Source organism: Streptomyces sp. NBC_00080, assembly GCF_045041255.1.
GTDB classification, from domain to species: domain Bacteria; phylum Actinomycetota; class Actinomycetes; order Streptomycetales; family Streptomycetaceae; genus Streptomyces; species Streptomyces coriariae.
In genome coordinates this window covers 3,903,408-3,919,134 of the sequence record NZ_CP108235.1, presented here as the reverse complement: position 1 = coordinate 3,919,134, position 15,727 = coordinate 3,903,408, and the positions used below count along the sequence as shown (strand labels likewise).

Below are 15,727 nucleotides of genomic sequence, written 5' to 3'. Positions count from 1 at the left end.
CACTCGGTTTACACGCCGTAGGCTTGACTCCGGAGCCTCAAGGGGCAAACAACCGCATCCCCGGATGTTTGCCCCCTGGACCCGGGCTTTCCAGCAAAGATCACCTGGCGCCGATGAAGCAAGGCGTTCCAGAACCACTCCCAGGAGGACCCCCGTGGCGAAGGCGAAGTTCGAGCGGACTAAGCCGCACGTCAACATCGGCACCATCGGTCACATCGACCACGGTAAGACGACCCTCACGGCCGCCATTACCAAGGTGCTGCACGACGCGTACCCCGACCTGAACGAGGCCTCGGCCTTCGACCAGATCGACAAGGCTCCCGAGGAGCGTCAGCGCGGTATCACGATCTCGATCGCGCACGTCGAGTACCAGACGGAGACGCGTCACTACGCGCACGTCGACTGCCCGGGTCACGCGGACTACATCAAGAACATGATCACCGGTGCCGCCCAGATGGACGGCGCGATCCTGGTCGTGGCCGCCACCGACGGCCCGATGCCGCAGACCAAGGAGCACGTGCTCCTGGCCCGCCAGGTCGGCGTTCCGTACATCGTCGTCGCCCTGAACAAGGCCGACATGGTGGACGACGAGGAGATCCTGGAGCTCGTCGAGCTCGAGGTCCGTGAGCTCCTCTCCGAGTACGAGTTCCCGGGCGACGACCTGCCGGTCGTCAAGGTCTCGGCGCTCAAGGCGCTCGAGGGCGACGCCGAGTGGGGTCAGTCGGTTCTCGACCTCATGGCCGCCGTCGACGAGGCGATCCCGACCCCCGAGCGTGACGTCGACAAGCCGTTCCTCATGCCCGTCGAGGACGTCTTCACGATCACCGGTCGCGGTACGGTCGTCACCGGCCGTATCGAGCGTGGTGTCCTGAAGGTCAACGAGACCGTTGACATCATCGGCATCAAGCAGGAGAAGACCACCACCACGGTCACCGGCATCGAGATGTTCCGCAAGCTGCTCGACGAGGGCCAGGCGGGCGAGAACGTCGGTCTGCTCCTCCGTGGCATCAAGCGCGAGGACGTCGAGCGCGGCCAGGTCATCATCAAGCCGGGTTCGGTCACGCCGCACACCGACTTCGAGGCCCAGGCCTACATCCTGTCCAAGGACGAGGGTGGCCGCCACACGCCGTTCTTCAACAACTACCGTCCGCAGTTCTACTTCCGTACGACGGACGTGACGGGCGTGGTGACCCTCCCCGAGGGCACCGAGATGGTGATGCCGGGTGACAACACCGAGATGAAGGTGGAGCTCATCCAGCCCATCGCCATGGAAGAGGGCCTGAAGTTCGCCATCCGTGAGGGTGGTCGTACGGTGGGCGCCGGCCAGGTCACCAAGATCACCAAGTAGTTCTTGCTGATCGACCTGGTAGCTCCAGCCTGAGCTGAGCACCTGAGAGGGCCCGTACGACTTCGGTCGTACGGGCCCTTTCGCATGCTGTTGTCGCCTCAGTGGCTCAGTTCCGGTCGCCGGCCTTGTCGACGACCACCGTGGCGACGCGGGTGGCCGTGCCGAGGACCGTCCCCTTCGCCACGAACGGGCCGCCCGAGGCCTTGCCGCCCACGTAGTAGTCGATTCCGGCCACCCAGCGGACACCCCGGTAGGCGAAGGTCTCCGGGTCGAGCAGCACCTGCATGCTGTTGCGCTCATAGGCGTAGTCACGGAAGTTGCCGTCGATGCCGATCGCCAGGACCTTCCGCCCCGCGCCGTCGGTCGCCCCGGCCGGCTCGGTCGCCCCCTCCAGGCCCGTGATGATCCGGTAGATCGTCCGAGCCTTGTCGGCCGGGACGGCGGAGGCTCCGGAGAGCACCTCGATCACCTCGTCGAAATCGCGCTGGGCCTGGGTCAGCCGCCAGGCGCTGGTGACGCGGGTGGGGACGGACTTCCTGAGGATCGACCTCAGCGCGGCGTCGGGGTCGTCGGGCAGGGCGGCCAGCAGGGCGTCCGTTTCCCGGGGCGCGAGCATCTCCCTCGACAACGGGCCGATGGGGTCGGTCCGCACCTGCACGTCGGCCGGATCGGTGTTGCGGTCCGCCAGGGCCGTGGACGTACCGTCGTAGCGGATCCAGCGGTACGAGTCGAGCGACGTCTTCGTCTTCGTGTCGCACGGTCGCTTTCCGTCGGGCCACAGCTGGAACATGCCGGCCTCGCTGTAGTCGGAGGGACTCATGCCCGCGTCGCAGACCGTGTCCAACCGCACCTGGTGGAACACCCACGAGGTCGGCCGGGGGGTCGCCGTCGGGACCGGCTGCGCGGGTGTCCTGTCGTCCTCGTGGAGTGTCAGGGTGGACAGCAGCGCCGCCGCCGTCACCGCCGCGACCGCTCCGGCCGCCTTGAGCTTCCATCCGGCCCTTCCGTGCCGGGGCCGTCCCTCGATCTCGTCCAGCAGCCGCCGGCGGGCCGGGGCGAGCCGGGCGAGGTCGGGCACGGGAGCGTCCGCGCGCAGCTGCCGGACCGCCGTCATCTCGTCCATCGCCGGTTCAGCCATGGCCGATCACCTCCGGGGAGTCGCGTACGAACGTCGGGTTCACGTCACCGAGAGCCAGGCGGACCTTCCTGCGGGCCCGGTTGAGGCGGGAACGCACCGTGCCCACCGGGATGGACAGTGCCTCGGCGACCTCCTGATAACCGAGGTCGGCCCAGGCGACCAGCAGCAGGACGTCCCGGTCGCCGCGCGAGAGACCGGCCAGCGCGCCCGCCAGACGGCCCTGCGCGGCCTGGGCGGTGACCCGGCTGTCGCTGCGGTCGGTCCAGGAGTCGGCCACCGGGTCGCGGCCCGTGCGGGCCAGGGCCCTGAGCGCCCGCACCTCGGTACGGCGCTGCTTGCCGATCAGGTTGGCGGCGATTCCGTACAGCCAGTGCCGCGCGCCGGCGCGCGAGACGTCGTAGCGCCCCCGTGCGCGGAACGCGGCCAGGAAGGTCTGGGCGGTGATGTCCTCGGCGGCGTCCTCACCCAGCCGGCGGGCCGCGTACCGGTGGATCAGCGCCGCGTGCCGATGGTAGATCTCCCCGAACAACTCGGGCCGGGTCAGGGAGTCGGCGATGACGGAGGCGTCCTCGTCATGTCTGCCAGGGGGGCTGTTCACGCGGTCTCCGTGTCTGCCGTCGGTCGGATGCACCTGTTGTTACCCGCAGCCCTCGAACGGGTTCACGGTGACCGACCTCACGTACGGGCGCGGAAAGGCCCGTACTCGACCGGCTCGGCGTTTGACCTACGTCACGTCCGGGGTATTGTCTCCGGCTCGATTGGCGGAGGCAGTGCCCCATATGGCAGACTGTCGGAGTTGCTCGGTCGAGTGTTGATGTTGCGCGCCTCCCGCCGGGAGGACCGAAAGCGAGTCCCACAGTACTCGTCGCCCTAACTGCCTGTTGGCAGCGCTGGGGCGGACGTACGGGAATCTTTCGGGAAGTGTCAATAGAGCGCCGACCAGGCACCCGGTGGACCTTTCGTCCCCGGCTTGCGGTTCCGGAAGGGCCGTGCTTTCCCAGCAGGGATGTTCGAACAAGGGGCATCTGTGTCGGCGAGAGCGCGACACACCCGACCGCGTGGGTCGGAGAAACGAAGTAAACGGACCATCTGGTTCCAGAGCGTTAGAAGAGACAGGACTACTGAGTAGCCATGGCGGGACAGAAGATCCGCATCCGGCTCAAGGCCTACGACCACGAGGTCATCGACTCCTCGGCGAAGAAGATCGTCGAGACGGTGACCCGCACTGGTGCGTCGGTCGCGGGCCCGGTGCCGCTCCCCACCGAGAAGAACGTGTACTGCGTCATCAAGTCGCCGCACAAGTACAAGGACTCGCGCGAGCACTTCGAGATGCGCACGCACAAGCGCCTGATCGACATTCTCGACCCGACTCCCAAGACCGTTGACTCTCTGATGCGACTCGACCTCCCGGCCGGTGTCGACATCGAGATCAAGCTTTAGGGGCCGGTGATCTGAAGAATGGCTAAGCAGATCAAGGGCATCCTGGGCGAGAAGCTCGGCATGACGCAGGTGTGGGACGAGAACAACCGTGTTGTTCCGGTCACCGTCGTCAAGGCCAGCCCCAACGTCGTGACCCAGGTCCGTACGAACGACAGTGACGGCTACGAGTCCGTCCAGATCGCCTTCGGCGAGATCGACCCGCGCAAGGTGAACAAGCCCCTCAAGGGTCACTTCGCCAAGGCCGACGTCACCCCCCGTCGCCACCTCGTCGAGATCCGCACCGCGGACGCCTCCGAGTACACGCTGGGCCAGGAGATCACCGCTGAGGTGTTCGAGGCCGGCGTGAAGGTCGACGTGACCGGCAAGAGCAAGGGCAAGGGCTTCGCCGGTGTCATGAAGCGTCACAACTTCAAGGGCCTCGGCGCCGGACACGGCACCCAGCGCAAGCACCGCTCGCCCGGTTCCATCGGTGGCTGCGCCACCCCGGGCCGCGTGTTCAAGGGCCTCCGCATGGCGGGTCGCATGGGCAACGAGCGTGTCACCACCCAGAACCTGACCGTCCACGCCGTTGACGCGGAGAAGGGTCTGCTGCTCATCAAGGGCGCTGTCCCCGGTCCGAACGGCGGCCTCGTCCTGGTCCGCACTGCGGCCAAGGGGGCCTGAGGTACCGATGAGCACTGTTGACATCCTTTCGCCTGCAGGCGAGAAGACCGGAAGCGTCGAGCTCCCCGCGGAGATCTTCGGCGTGGAGAAGATCAGCATCCCGCTGATCCACCAGGTCGTCGTCGCGCAGAACGCGGCTGCCCGTCAGGGCACGCACAAGACCAAGCGCCGCGGTGAAGTCCGCGGTGGCGGTAAGAAGCCTTACCGTCAGAAGGGCACCGGCCGCGCCCGCCAGGGCTCGACCCGCGCGCCGCAGTTCGCCGGCGGTGGCGTCGTCCACGGCCCGCAGCCGCGTGACTACTCGCAGCGGACCCCGAAGAAGATGAAGGCTGCCGCTCTGCGTCACGCCCTCACCGACCGGGCCCGCCACAACCGCATTCACGTCGTCACCGGCGTGATCGAGGGCGAGGCTCCCTCCACGAAGGCCGCTCGCACGCTGTTCGGCAAGATCTCGGAGCGCAAGAACCTGCTCCTGGTCGTCGACCGCGCCGACGAGGCCGCGTGGCTGTCCGCCCGCAACCTGCCCCAGGTGCACATCCTGGAGCCGGGCCAGCTGAACACGTACGACGTGATCGTCTCGGACGACGTGGTCTTCACCCAGGCCGCTCTCGAGTCCTTCGTCGCCGGCCCGCAGGCCAACGACACCGAAGGGAGTGACGCCTGATGGCTACGCGTCACCCGAGCATCGCCTCCAAGGCGGCCAAGGTCGCCAAGGCCGCGCGCGTCGCCAAGGCGAAGCGCCACGCCACCGAAGGCAAGAACACCGTCGTCACCGCGCCCAGCAAGGCGTTCACGGACCTCCGTGACGTGCTGCTGAAGCCGGTCGTGTCGGAGAAGAGCTACGCGCTCCTCGACGAGAACAAGTACACGTTCATCGTCGCCCCGAACGCCAACAAGACCCAGATCAAGCAGGCCGTCCAGGCGGTCTTCTCGGTCAAGGTCACCGGGGTCAACACGATCAACCGCATCGGCAAGCGCAAGCGCACGAAGACCGGTTTCGGTCAGCGTGCCGGCACGAAGCGCGCGATCGTGACCCTTGCCGAGGGCGACCGTATCGACATCTTCGGCGGTCCGACCGCCTGAGGGCGGTCCGGATCGTCCGATATCGGACGAGGACTGAATAATGGGAATCCGCAAGTACAAGCCGACTACGCCGGGCCGTCGTGGCTCCAGCGTCGCCGACTTCGTCGAGGTCACGCGGTCCACGCCGGAGAAGTCGCTGGTCCGCCCGCTGCACAGCAAGGGCGGCCGTAACAACGCCGGTCGTGTGACCGTTCGCCACCAGGGTGGCGGACACAAGCGCGCCTACCGAGTGATCGACTTCCGTCGTCACGACAAGGACGGCGTGCCGGCGAAGGTCGCGCACATCGAGTACGACCCCAACCGCACCGCGCGCATCGCGCTGCTGCACTATGCCGACGGCGAGAAGCGCTACATCCTCGCGCCGCGCAACCTGTCGCAGGGCGACCGCGTCGAGAACGGTCCCGGGGCCGACATCAAGCCGGGCAACAACCTGGCGCTCCGCAACATCCCGGTCGGTACCACGATCCACGCGATCGAGATCCGTCCCGGTGGCGGCGCCAAGTTCGCCCGCTCCGCCGGTGCCTCGGTGCAGCTGCTCGCGAAGGAGGGCACGATGGCCCACCTTCGTATGCCGTCCGGTGAGATCCGTCTGGTCGACCAGCGCTGCCGCGCCACGGTCGGCGAGGTCGGCAACGCCGAGCAGAGCAACATCAACTGGGGCAAGGCCGGCCGTAAGCGCTGGCTGGGCGTCCGCCCGACCGTTCGCGGTGTGGCGATGAACCCGGTTGACCACCCCCACGGTGGTGGTGAGGGCAAGACCTCCGGTGGTCGCCACCCGGTCAGCCCCTGGGGTCAGAAGGAGGGTCGTACTCGTTCGCCGAAGAAGGCTTCGAACAAGTACATCGTCCGCCGCCGCAAGACGAACAAGAAGCGCTAGGAGCGGGTTTAGATGCCGCGCAGTCTCAAGAAGGGGCCCTTCGTCGACGGACACCTCGTAAAGAAGGTGGACGCCCAGAACGAAGCCGGTTCCAAGAACGTCATCAAGACCTGGTCCCGTCGCTCGATGATCATCCCGGCCATGCTGGGTCACACGATCGCGGTGCACAACGGCAAGACCCACATTCCGGTGTTTGTCACCGAGTCGATGGTCGGCCACAAGCTCGGCGAGTTCTCGCCGACGCGCACCTTCCGGGGTCACGTCAAGGACGACCGGAAGTCGAAGCGCCGCTAACGCGGGGTGGAATGACCATGACAGACACTGGAAGGACAACCATGGAAGCCAGGGCCCAGGCGCGGTACATCCGCGTCACGCCCATGAAGGCCCGCCGGGTGGTGGACCTTATCCGTGGCATGGACGCCACGGAGGCTCAGGCGGTCCTGCGTTTCGCCCCGCAGGCCGCGAGCGTGCCGGTCGGCAAGGTGCTGGACAGCGCCATTGCCAACGCCGCGCACAACTACGACCACACTGACGCCGACAGCCTCTTCATTTCCGAGGCGTACGTCGACGAGGGTCCGACCCTGAAGCGGTTCCGTCCGCGTGCCCAGGGCCGTGCCTACCGGATCCGCAAGCGGACCAGCCACATCACCGTGGTCGTCAGCAGTAAGGAAGGAACCCGGTAATGGGCCAGAAGGTTAACCCGCATGGGTTCCGGCTCGGCATCACCACGGACTTCAAGTCCCGTTGGTACGCCGACAAGTCTTACAAGGAATACGTCGGCGAGGACGTCGCCATCCGTCGGATGATGACGTCCGGCATGGAGCGCGCCGGTATCTCGAAGGTGGAGATCGAGCGCACCCGTGACCGGGTCCGCGTCGACATCCACACCGCGCGTCCGGGCATCGTCATCGGCCGCCGCGGCGCCGAGGCCGACCGTATTCGTGGCGACCTGGAGAAGCTGACCAAGAAGCAGGTCCAGCTGAACATCCTCGAGGTCAAGAACCCCGAGGTCGACGCTCAGCTGGTGGCTCAGGCCGTCGCCGAGCAGCTCTCCTCCCGCGTCTCCTTCCGTCGCGCCATGCGTAAGAGCATGCAGTCGGCGATGAAGGCGGGCGCCAAGGGCATCAAGATCCAGTGCGGTGGCCGCCTCGGTGGCGCCGAGATGTCCCGCTCGGAGTTCTACCGCGAGGGCCGTGTGCCCCTGCACACGCTCCGCGCGAACGTGGACTACGGCTTCTTCGAGGCCAAGACGACCTTCGGCCGCATCGGCGTGAAGGTCTGGATCTACAAGGGCGATGTCAAGAACATCGCCGAGGTCCGCGCCGAGAACGCTGCTGCCCGCGCCGGCAACCGCCCGGCCCGTGGCGGCGCTGACCGCCCGGCCCGTGGTGGCCGCGGTGGCGAGCGTGGCGGTCGCGGTCGCAAGCCGCAGCAGGCTCCCGCTGCCGAGGCCCCCAAGGCCGACGCTCCGGCTGCCGCTCCGGCTGAGAGCACCGGAACGGAGGCCTGACCGACATGCTGATCCCCCGTAGGGTCAAGCACCGCAAGCAGCACCACCCGAAGCGCCGTGGTCAGGCCAAGGGCGGTACGACGGTCTCGTTCGGCGAGTACGGCATTCAGGCCCTCACGCCGGCGTACGTGACCAACCGCCAGATCGAGGCGGCCCGTATCGCGATGACCCGCCACATCAAGCGTGGTGGCAAGGTCTGGATCAACATCTACCCGGACCGCCCGCTCACGAAGAAGCCTGCCGAGACCCGCATGGGTTCCGGTAAGGGTTCTCCCGAGTGGTGGATCGCGAACGTGCACCCGGGTCGGGTCATGTTCGAGCTGTCCTACCCCAACGAGAAGATCGCCCGTGAGGCCCTCACTCGCGCAGCCCACAAGCTGCCGATGAAGTGCCGGATCGTCAAGCGCGAGGCAGGTGAAGCGTGATGTCGGCCGGTACCAAGGCGTCCGAGCTGCGCGAACTGGGTGACGAGGAGCTTCTCAACAAGCTCCGCGAAGCCAAGGAAGAGCTGTTCAACCTCCGCTTCCAGGCGGCGACGGGTCAGCTCGAGAACCACGGTCGGCTGAAGGCCGTCCGCAAGGACATCGCGCGGATCTACACCCTGATGCGTGAGCGCGAGCTGGGCATCGAGACGGTGGAGAGCGCCTGATGAGCGAGAGCAACGTGACTGAGAACACCCCCGAGGCGCGCGGTTTCCGCAAGACCCGTGAGGGTCTGGTCGTCAGCGACAAGATGGACAAGACCGTCGTCGTCGCCGTCGAGGACCGTGTGAAGCACGCGCTGTACGGCAAGGTCATCCGCCGTACGAACAAGCTCAAGGCTCACGACGAGCAGAACGCCGCGGGCGTCGGCGACCGTGTCCTCCTCGCGGAGACCCGGCCGCTGTCCGCCACGAAGCGCTGGCGCGTCGTCGAGATCCTCGAGAAGGCCAAGTAGGTAATTCCCGCAAGGGAATTCCAGTAAGTCGGCCTGCGGGGCATCCCTCGCAGGACAGTTCCGCCAGGCTCCGCAGGGGTCCTCTCACGAGGCCCCTGCGGGGAACCGGCAGACACACAGGAGATAGACGTGATCCAGCAGGAGTCGCGACTGCGCGTCGCCGACAACACTGGTGCGAAGGAAATCCTTTGCATCCGTGTGCTCGGTGGCTCCGGTCGCCGCTACGCGGGCATCGGCGACGTCATCGTCGCCACCGTCAAGGACGCGATCCCCGGCGGTAACGTGAAGAAGGGTGACGTCATCAAGGCGGTCATCGTTCGCACCGTCAAGGAGCGTCGCCGTCCGGACGGCTCGTACATCCGCTTCGACGAGAACGCCGCTGTCATTCTGAAGAACGACGGCGACCCTCGTGGCACCCGTATCTTCGGCCCGGTCGGCCGGGAGCTGCGCGAGAAGAAGTTCATGAAGATCATCTCGCTGGCTCCGGAGGTGCTGTAAGCATGAAGATCAAGAAGGGCGACCTGGTTCAGGTCATCACCGGTAAGGACAAGGGCAAGCAGGGCAAGGTCATCGCGGCCTTCCCCCGTGAGGACCGCGTCCTGGTCGAGGGTGTCAACCGGGTCAAGAAGCACACCAAGGCCGGCCCGACCGCAAAGGGTTCGCAGGCCGGCGGCATCGTCACGACCGAGGCGCCTGTCCACGTCTCCAACGTCCAGCTGGTCGTTGAGAAGGACGGCAACAAGGTCGTCACGCGGGTGGGTTACCGCTTCGACGACGAGGGCAACAAGATCCGCGTTGCCAAGCGGACGGGTGAGGACATCTGATGGCTACCACCACCACTCCGCGTCTCAAGACGAAGTACCGCGAGGAGATCGCGGGCAAGCTGCGTGAGGAGTTCTCCTACGAGAACGTCATGCAGATCCCCGGCCTCGTCAAGATCGTGGTCAACATGGGTGTCGGTGACGCCGCCCGTGACTCGAAGCTCATGGACGGTGCCGTCCGTGACCTGACCACCATCACCGGTCAGAAGCCGGCCATCACCAAGGCCCGCAAGTCCATCGCGCAGTTCAAGCTGCGTGAGGGTCAGCCGATCGGTGCCCACGTCACGCTTCGTGGCGACCGCATGTGGGAGTTCCTGGACCGCACCCTGTCGCTCGCGCTTCCGCGCATCCGCGACTTCCGTGGTCTGTCCCCCAAGCAGTTCGACGGCCGTGGCAACTACACCTTCGGTCTCACGGAGCAGGTCATGTTCCACGAGATCGACCAGGACAAGATCGACCGTGTCCGGGGTATGGACATCACCGTGGTCACCACGGCGACCAACGACGCTGAGGGCCGTGCGCTCCTTCGTCACCTCGGCTTCCCCTTCAAGGAGGCGTGAGCGAGATGGCGAAGAAGGCTCTGATCGCAAAGGCTGCTCGTAAGCCTAAGTTCGCTGTGCGGGCGTACAACCGCTGCCAGCGTTGCGGCCGTCCCCACTCCGTGTACCGCAAGTTCGGCCTCTGCCGTGTGTGCCTTCGTGAGATGGCTCACCGCGGCGAGCTGCCGGGCGTGACCAAGAGCTCCTGGTAAACCCCCTTTTTAGGGGTTCCAGAGGCTCTCGGTAAGCAATGGGCGTGTCAGGTGCCCACCTCTTCATGGCTTAGGCTTGGAGGGTTGGGCACCTGATGGTCGCCCGTACGACTTACTACGCCGTAGGTCCACCGCGCCGCACCCGCCCCGTCTCGGATCGGGGAGAGGGATGGCGCACCAGGAAACCCCGGCGAGAGAGGCCACAGGCCAATTCATGACCATGACTGATCCGATCGCAGACATGCTGACGCGTCTGCGGAACGCGAACTCGGCGTACCACGATTCCGTGACGATGCCGGCGTCCAAGATCAAGTCGCACATCGCGGAGATCCTCCAGCAGGAGGGCTTCATCACGGGCTGGAAGGTCGAGGACGCAGAGGTCGGCAAGGACCTCACCCTCGAGCTCAAGTTCGGCCCGAACCGTGAGCGCTCCATCGCGGGCATCAAGCGGATCTCCAAGCCCGGTCTCCGGGTTTACGCGAAGTCCACCTCCCTGCCCAAGGTGCTGGGCGGCCTCGGCGTGGCGATCATCTCCACGTCGCACGGTCTCCTCACCGACAAGCAGGCCGGCAAGAAGGGCGTAGGCGGAGAAGTTCTCGCCTACGTCTGGTAGCGGAAGGGAACGGAGGAAACAGCTATGTCGCGCATTGGCAAGCTCCCCATCACGGTTCCCGCCGGCGTGGACGTCACCATCGACGGCCAGACGGTTGCGGTCAAGGGCCCCAAGGGCACGCTGACCCACACCGTCGTAGCGCCGATCGAGATCGCCAAGGGTGAGGACGGCGTTCTGAACGTCACCCGCCCCAACGACGAGCGTCAGAGCAAGGCCCTGCACGGCCTGTCCCGCACGCTGGTGGCGAACATGATCACCGGCGTGACCGAGGGTTACGTGAAGAAGCTCGAGATCAGTGGTGTCGGTTACCGCGTGACCGCGAAGGGCTCGAACCTCGAGTTCGCGCTCGGTTACAGCCACCCGATCACCGTCGAGGCCCCCGAGGGAATCTCCTTCAAGGTCGAGAACCCCACCCGGTTCTCGGTCGAGGGCATCGACAAGCAGAAGGTCGGCGAGGTTGCGGCCAACATCCGCAAGCTGCGCAAGCCCGACCCGTACAAGGCCAAGGGTGTCAAGTACGAGGGCGAAGTCATCCGCCGCAAGGTCGGAAAGGCGGGTAAGTAAGCCATGGCATACGGACAGAAGATCCTCAAGGGCGACGCTTACAAGCGTGCCGCGATCAAGCGTCGCCACATCCGGATCCGTAAGCACATCTCGGGTACGGCTGAGCGTCCGCGCCTGGTCGTGACACGCTCGAACCGCCACATCGTGGCTCAGGTCATCGACGACATCAAGGGTCACACCCTGGCGTCGGCGTCGACCCTGGACACGACGATCCGCGGCGGCGAGGGCGACAAGTCCGCGCAGGCCAAGTCGGTCGGCGCCCTGGTCGCCGAGCGCGCCAAGGCCGCCGGTGTCGAGGCTGTCGTATTCGACCGTGGTGGCAACCAGTACGCCGGGCGCATCGCCGCCCTGGCGGACGCCGCCCGCGAAGCCGGACTCAAGTTCTGAGTCGCCCGTCGCGCTAGCGACTTCGGTCGCTGCGTAGCTAGCGGAAAAAGAGAGAGGTAATCCAATGGCTGGACCCCAGCGCCGCGGAAGCGGTGCCGGTGGCGGCGAGCGGCGGGACCGGAAGGGCCGTGACGGCGGCGCTGCTGCCGCCGAGAAGACCGCGTACGTTGAGCGCGTCGTCGCGATCAACCGTGTCGCCAAGGTTGTGAAGGGTGGTCGTCGCTTCAGCTTCACCGCGCTGGTCGTGGTGGGCGACGGTGACGGCACCGTGGGTGTCGGTTACGGCAAGGCCAAGGAGGTGCCGGCCGCCATCGCCAAGGGTGTTGAGGAGGCCAAGAAGCACTTCTTCAAGGTCCCCCGTATCCAGGGCACCATCCCGCACCCGATCACGGGCGAGAAGGCCGCGGGCGTCGTCCTGCTCAAGCCTGCTTCCCCCGGTACCGGCGTTATCGCCGGTGGCCCGGTGCGTGCCGTGCTCGAGTGCGCCGGCGTTCACGACATCCTGTCGAAGTCGCTCGGCTCGTCCAACGCGATCAACATCGTGCACGCGACCGTGGAGGCCCTGAAGGGCCTGCAGCGTCCCGAGGAGATCGCGGCCCGCCGCGGTCTGCCCCTCGAGGACGTCGCTCCCGCGGCTCTGCTTCGTGCGCGTGCCGGGGCTGGTGCGTAATGGCTCGCCTCAAGATCACGCAGACGAAGTCGTACATCGGCAGCAAGCAGAACCACCGCGACACTCTGCGTTCGCTCGGGCTCAAGCGCCTGAACGACGTGGTCGTCAAGGAGGACCGCCCCGAGTTCCGCGGAATGGTGCACACCGTCCGCCACCTCGTGACGGTTGAGGAGGTCGACTGATCATGGCGGAGAACAACCCGCTCAAGATCCACAACCTCCGTCCCGCCCCGGGCGCCAAGACCGCCAAGACCCGTGTCGGTCGTGGTGAGGCGTCGAAGGGTAAGACGGCCGGTCGTGGTACCAAGGGCACGAAGGCCCGTTACCAGGTTCCGGAGCGCTTCGAGGGTGGGCAGATGCCCCTCCACATGCGTCTTCCGAAGCTCAAGGGCTTCAAGAACCCGTTCAAGACCGAGTTCCAGGTCGTGAACCTCGAGAAGCTGGCGGCGCTGTACCCCGAGGGTGGCGAGGTCACCGTCGAGGGCCTCATCGCCAAGGGCGCCGTTCGCAAGAACAGCCTCGTCAAGGTCCTCGGACAGGGCGAGATCTCCGTGGCGCTCCAGGTGACGGTCGACGCCGTCTCCGGTTCCGCCAAGGAGAAGATCACCGCCGCCGGCGGTACCGTCACCGAGCTCGTCTGAACACCACAGGCGTCTCGATGACTTGAACGATCCCGACCGGGGATACCCCACATTTGGGGTATCCCCGGTTGGTCGTTCCTACGGCGGTACTCTCGCCGGTAAGGTGACCTGCACTGCCCACTTTCACAAGATGCTTCCCATGGGGCACCTTGAGCGGCAGTCGACCGTTACACATGTCGTTGTCGTTGTCGTTGTCGTTGTTCTTATTGGACCCTCAAGACCGTCACCCTTGACGCAGATGCGTGGGGGTCGCAGGAGGCACCGTGCTCACCGCGTTCGCCCGGGCGTTCAGGACGCCCGACCTGCGCAAGAAGCTGCTCTTCACGCTCGCCATCATCGTGATCTACCGGCTCGGAACGCATATTCCGATCCCCGGTGTCGACTACACGTCCGTTCAGCGGTGTGTGGACGAGGCGTCCGGCAACCAGGGCCTCTTCGGTCTGGTGAACATGTTCAGCGGCGGCGCGCTGCTCCAGATCACCATTTTCGCGCTGGGCATCATGCCGTACATCACCGCGAGCATCATCCTTCAGCTGCTGACCGTGGTGATCCCGCGTCTGGAAGCCCTCAAGAAGGAGGGCCAGGCCGGCACCGCGAAGATCACGCAGTACACCCGCTACCTCACCGTGGCGCTCGCCATTCTTCAGGGCACCGGCCTGGTGGCCACCGCCCGCAGCGGCGCCCTGTTCTCCGGTTGCACGGTCGCCTCGAGCATCGTCCCGGACCGCGCGATCTTCACCACCATCGTCATGGTCATCTGCATGACCGCCGGTACGGCCATGGTCATGTGGCTCGGCGAGCTCATCACCGACCGCGGTATCGGCAACGGCATGTCGATCCTGATGTTCATCTCGATCGCCGCGACCTTCCCCTCGGCCCTGTGGGCCATCAAGAAGCAGGGCACGCTCGCGGGCGGCTGGATCGAGTTCGGCACCGTCATCCTGGTCGGCCTGGTCATGGTCGGTCTGGTGGTCTTCGTCGAGCAGGCCCAGCGCCGTATCCCCGTGCAGTACGCGAAGCGCATGATCGGCCGCCGGTCCTACGGCGGTACCTCGACGTACATCCCGCTGAAGGTGAACCAGGCCGGTGTGATCCCGGTCATCTTCGCCTCTTCGCTGCTCTACATCCCGGCTCTCGTCGCCCAGTTCTCCAGCGGAACCTCCACCTGGAAGACCTGGATCGAGACCAACCTGACCAAGGGTGACCACCCGATCTACATCAGCATGTACTTCCTGCTGATCGTTTTCTTCGCCTTCTTCTACGTGGCTATCTCCTTCAACCCCGAGGAAGTAGCCGACAACATGAAGAAGTATGGTGGCTTCATCCCGGGCATCCGGGCTGGCCGACCGACCGCTGAGTACCTGTCCTACGTACTCAACCGGATCACCTGGCCGGGTTCGCTGTATCTGGGTCTGATCGCTCTTGTACCGACGATGGCGTTGGTTGGCTTCGGGGCAAGCCAGAACTTCCCGTTCGGTGGTACCAGCATCCTGATCATCGTGGGTGTCGGTCTCGAGACGGTGAAGCAAATCGAGAGCCAGCTCCAGCAGCGCAATTACGAAGGGTTCCTCCGCTGATGCGTATCGTCCTCGTCGGGCCGCCGGGCGCCGGAAAGGGAACGCAGGCCACACGTCTGGCCGAGAAGCTCCGCGTTCCGCACATCTCCACCGGCGACCTGTTCCGCGCCAACATCAGCCAGCAGACGGAGCTCGGGAAACTCGCGAAGTCCTACATGGACGCCGGCAACCTCGTCCCCGACGAGGTCACCATCGCCATGGCCAAGGACCGCATGGAGCAGCCGGACGCCGAGCGCGGCTTCCTGCTGGACGGTTTCCCGCGCAACGTCTCGCAGGCCGAGGCGCTGGACGAGCTCCTCACCGTCGAGGGCATCAAGCTGGACGCGGTACTGGACCTGGAGGCCCCGGAGGAGGAGGTCGTCAAGCGGATCGCCGGCCGGCGCATCTGCCGCAACGACTCCTCGCACGTCTTCCACGTGACGTACAAGAAGCCCGCCAAGGAAGGCGTCTGTGACGTCTGCGGCGGCGAGCTGTACCAGCGGGACGACGACTCCGAGGAGACGGTCCGCACGCGGCTCGAGGTCTACCACACGCAGACCGAGCCGATCATCGACTACTACAAGTCGCAGGGTCTGGTCGTGACCATCGAGGCCATGGGCCCGGTGGAAGAGGTCACCGCCCGTGCGCTGGCCGCACTGAAGCGTGAGGGCGACGACCAGTAGTCGTCGCTCCCCGTACGGCCGTGGAGTCCTTCGGGACACCACGGCCG

26 protein-coding genes are annotated in these 15,727 nt (G+C 65.9%); 24 read left to right on the top strand and 2 right to left on the bottom strand.

The features are described from left to right. Nucleotides 1–154 precede the first annotated feature (154 nt). On the top strand, nucleotides 155–1,348 hold the full coding sequence (gene tuf, locus OHU34_RS17280) for an elongation factor Tu (protein ID WP_020132639.1): 1,194 nt from the start codon (nucleotides 155–157) through the stop codon (nucleotides 1,346–1,348). Between the two features lie 106 nt (nucleotides 1,349–1,454). Here the strand turns inward: tuf and OHU34_RS17275 are convergent, their stop codons facing one another. Further along, complete coding sequence (locus tag OHU34_RS17275) at nucleotides 1,455–2,486, bottom strand: hypothetical protein (RefSeq protein ID WP_142265740.1); 1,032 nt, start codon at nucleotides 2,484–2,486, stop codon at nucleotides 1,455–1,457. After that, complete coding sequence (locus OHU34_RS17270; protein ID WP_142265741.1) at nucleotides 2,479–3,084, bottom strand: RNA polymerase sigma factor; 606 nt, start codon at nucleotides 3,082–3,084, stop codon at nucleotides 2,479–2,481. The genes OHU34_RS17275 and OHU34_RS17270 overlap by 8 nt, the downstream gene beginning before the upstream one ends. Nucleotides 3,085–3,617: 533 nt before the next feature. Here OHU34_RS17270 and rpsJ point away from each other — a divergent pair. From rpsJ to OHU34_RS17155, 23 genes are all read left to right on the top strand, one after another. After that, the gene (gene rpsJ, locus OHU34_RS17265) at nucleotides 3,618–3,926 is read left to right on the top strand and encodes a 30S ribosomal protein S10 (RefSeq protein WP_003948644.1); all 309 of its coding nucleotides are present in this window, start codon (nucleotides 3,618–3,620) and stop codon (nucleotides 3,924–3,926) included. A gap of 18 nt (nucleotides 3,927–3,944) precedes the next feature. Further along, entirely contained in the window at nucleotides 3,945–4,589 is a 645-nt protein-coding gene (gene rplC / locus OHU34_RS17260; RefSeq protein ID WP_020132636.1) for a 50S ribosomal protein L3, read from the top strand. A 7-nt stretch (nucleotides 4,590–4,596) separates the two neighbouring features. Continuing rightward, nucleotides 4,597–5,253 carry a 50S ribosomal protein L4 gene (gene rplD, locus OHU34_RS17255; protein ID WP_020132635.1) on the top strand — a complete coding sequence of 219 codons (657 nt, stop codon included), beginning with the start codon at nucleotides 4,597–4,599 and terminating at the stop codon, nucleotides 5,251–5,253. After that, the gene (gene rplW / locus OHU34_RS17250) at nucleotides 5,253–5,672 is read left to right on the top strand and encodes a 50S ribosomal protein L23 (protein WP_020132634.1); all 420 of its coding nucleotides are present in this window, start codon (nucleotides 5,253–5,255) and stop codon (nucleotides 5,670–5,672) included. The genes rplD and rplW overlap by 1 nt, the downstream gene beginning before the upstream one ends. 40 nt (nucleotides 5,673–5,712) lie before the next feature. Continuing rightward, nucleotides 5,713–6,549: a 50S ribosomal protein L2 gene (gene rplB, locus OHU34_RS17245; RefSeq protein WP_020132633.1), complete on the top strand. Its 837-nt coding sequence runs from the start codon at nucleotides 5,713–5,715 to the stop codon at nucleotides 6,547–6,549. Between the two features lie 12 nt (nucleotides 6,550–6,561). Then, the gene (gene rpsS / locus OHU34_RS17240; protein WP_020132632.1) at nucleotides 6,562–6,843 is read left to right on the top strand and encodes a 30S ribosomal protein S19; all 282 of its coding nucleotides are present in this window, start codon (nucleotides 6,562–6,564) and stop codon (nucleotides 6,841–6,843) included. Between the two features lie 41 nt (nucleotides 6,844–6,884). Further along, nucleotides 6,885–7,232 (top strand): 50S ribosomal protein L22, encoded by a 348-nt coding sequence (gene rplV, locus OHU34_RS17235; RefSeq protein WP_003974262.1) that lies wholly within the window; start codon nucleotides 6,885–6,887, stop codon nucleotides 7,230–7,232. Continuing rightward, nucleotides 7,232–8,059 (top strand): 30S ribosomal protein S3, encoded by an 828-nt coding sequence (rpsC, locus tag OHU34_RS17230; protein WP_020132630.1) that lies wholly within the window; start codon nucleotides 7,232–7,234, stop codon nucleotides 8,057–8,059. Before rplV ends, rpsC begins: the two co-directional genes overlap by 1 nt. Nucleotides 8,060–8,064: 5 nt before the next feature. Then, nucleotides 8,065–8,484, top strand: coding sequence for a 50S ribosomal protein L16 (rplP, locus tag OHU34_RS17225; RefSeq protein WP_006140905.1), 420 nt, complete (start codon nucleotides 8,065–8,067; stop codon nucleotides 8,482–8,484). Next, a complete protein-coding gene (rpmC, locus tag OHU34_RS17220; RefSeq protein WP_005481220.1) occupies nucleotides 8,484–8,708 on the top strand; it encodes a 50S ribosomal protein L29 in 225 nt (74 codons plus the stop codon). The genes rplP and rpmC overlap by 1 nt, the downstream gene beginning before the upstream one ends. Then, nucleotides 8,708–8,995: a 30S ribosomal protein S17 gene (gene rpsQ / locus OHU34_RS17215; protein WP_020132629.1), complete on the top strand. Its 288-nt coding sequence runs from the start codon at nucleotides 8,708–8,710 to the stop codon at nucleotides 8,993–8,995. The genes rpmC and rpsQ overlap by 1 nt, the downstream gene beginning before the upstream one ends. A 129-nt stretch (nucleotides 8,996–9,124) precedes the next feature. Further along, entirely contained in the window at nucleotides 9,125–9,493 is a 369-nt protein-coding gene (gene rplN / locus OHU34_RS17210) for a 50S ribosomal protein L14 (protein ID WP_003992364.1), read from the top strand. Nucleotides 9,494–9,495: 2 nt separating this feature from the next. Beyond that, nucleotides 9,496–9,819, top strand: a complete 324-nt coding sequence (gene rplX, locus OHU34_RS17205) for a 50S ribosomal protein L24 (RefSeq protein WP_006376030.1) — start codon at nucleotides 9,496–9,498, stop codon at nucleotides 9,817–9,819. Then, nucleotides 9,819–10,376, top strand: a complete 558-nt coding sequence (gene rplE, locus OHU34_RS17200) for a 50S ribosomal protein L5 (RefSeq protein WP_020132628.1) — start codon at nucleotides 9,819–9,821, stop codon at nucleotides 10,374–10,376. The genes rplX and rplE overlap by 1 nt, the downstream gene beginning before the upstream one ends. A gap of 5 nt (nucleotides 10,377–10,381) precedes the next feature. Beyond that, nucleotides 10,382–10,567, top strand: coding sequence for a type Z 30S ribosomal protein S14 (locus OHU34_RS17195; RefSeq protein WP_030890724.1), 186 nt, complete (start codon nucleotides 10,382–10,384; stop codon nucleotides 10,565–10,567). Between the two features lie 214 nt (nucleotides 10,568–10,781). Beyond that, on the top strand, nucleotides 10,782–11,180 hold the full coding sequence (gene rpsH / locus OHU34_RS17190; RefSeq protein ID WP_028807312.1) for a 30S ribosomal protein S8: 399 nt from the start codon (nucleotides 10,782–10,784) through the stop codon (nucleotides 11,178–11,180). Nucleotides 11,181–11,204: 24 nt separating this feature from the next. Continuing rightward, nucleotides 11,205–11,744 (top strand): 50S ribosomal protein L6, encoded by a 540-nt coding sequence (gene rplF, locus OHU34_RS17185; RefSeq protein WP_020132626.1) that lies wholly within the window; start codon nucleotides 11,205–11,207, stop codon nucleotides 11,742–11,744. 3 nt (nucleotides 11,745–11,747) lie between these two features. Continuing rightward, the gene (gene rplR / locus OHU34_RS17180) at nucleotides 11,748–12,131 is read left to right on the top strand and encodes a 50S ribosomal protein L18 (RefSeq protein WP_020132625.1); all 384 of its coding nucleotides are present in this window, start codon (nucleotides 11,748–11,750) and stop codon (nucleotides 12,129–12,131) included. 64 nt (nucleotides 12,132–12,195) lie between these two features. Beyond that, entirely contained in the window at nucleotides 12,196–12,801 is a 606-nt protein-coding gene (gene rpsE / locus OHU34_RS17175) for a 30S ribosomal protein S5 (protein WP_020132624.1), read from the top strand. Further along, on the top strand, nucleotides 12,801–12,983 hold the full coding sequence (rpmD, locus tag OHU34_RS17170; protein ID WP_005313525.1) for a 50S ribosomal protein L30: 183 nt from the start codon (nucleotides 12,801–12,803) through the stop codon (nucleotides 12,981–12,983). The genes rpsE and rpmD overlap by 1 nt, the downstream gene beginning before the upstream one ends. A 2-nt stretch (nucleotides 12,984–12,985) precedes the next feature. Then, the gene (gene rplO / locus OHU34_RS17165) at nucleotides 12,986–13,441 is read left to right on the top strand and encodes a 50S ribosomal protein L15 (protein ID WP_142265742.1); all 456 of its coding nucleotides are present in this window, start codon (nucleotides 12,986–12,988) and stop codon (nucleotides 13,439–13,441) included. A 263-nt stretch (nucleotides 13,442–13,704) separates the two neighbouring features. Continuing rightward, nucleotides 13,705–15,018 carry a preprotein translocase subunit SecY gene (gene secY / locus OHU34_RS17160; protein ID WP_020132622.1) on the top strand — a complete coding sequence of 438 codons (1,314 nt, stop codon included), beginning with the start codon at nucleotides 13,705–13,707 and terminating at the stop codon, nucleotides 15,016–15,018. Beyond that, complete coding sequence (locus OHU34_RS17155) at nucleotides 15,018–15,680, top strand: adenylate kinase (protein ID WP_142265743.1); 663 nt, start codon at nucleotides 15,018–15,020, stop codon at nucleotides 15,678–15,680. Before secY ends, OHU34_RS17155 begins: the two co-directional genes overlap by 1 nt. Nucleotides 15,681–15,727: the final 47 nt, after the last annotated feature.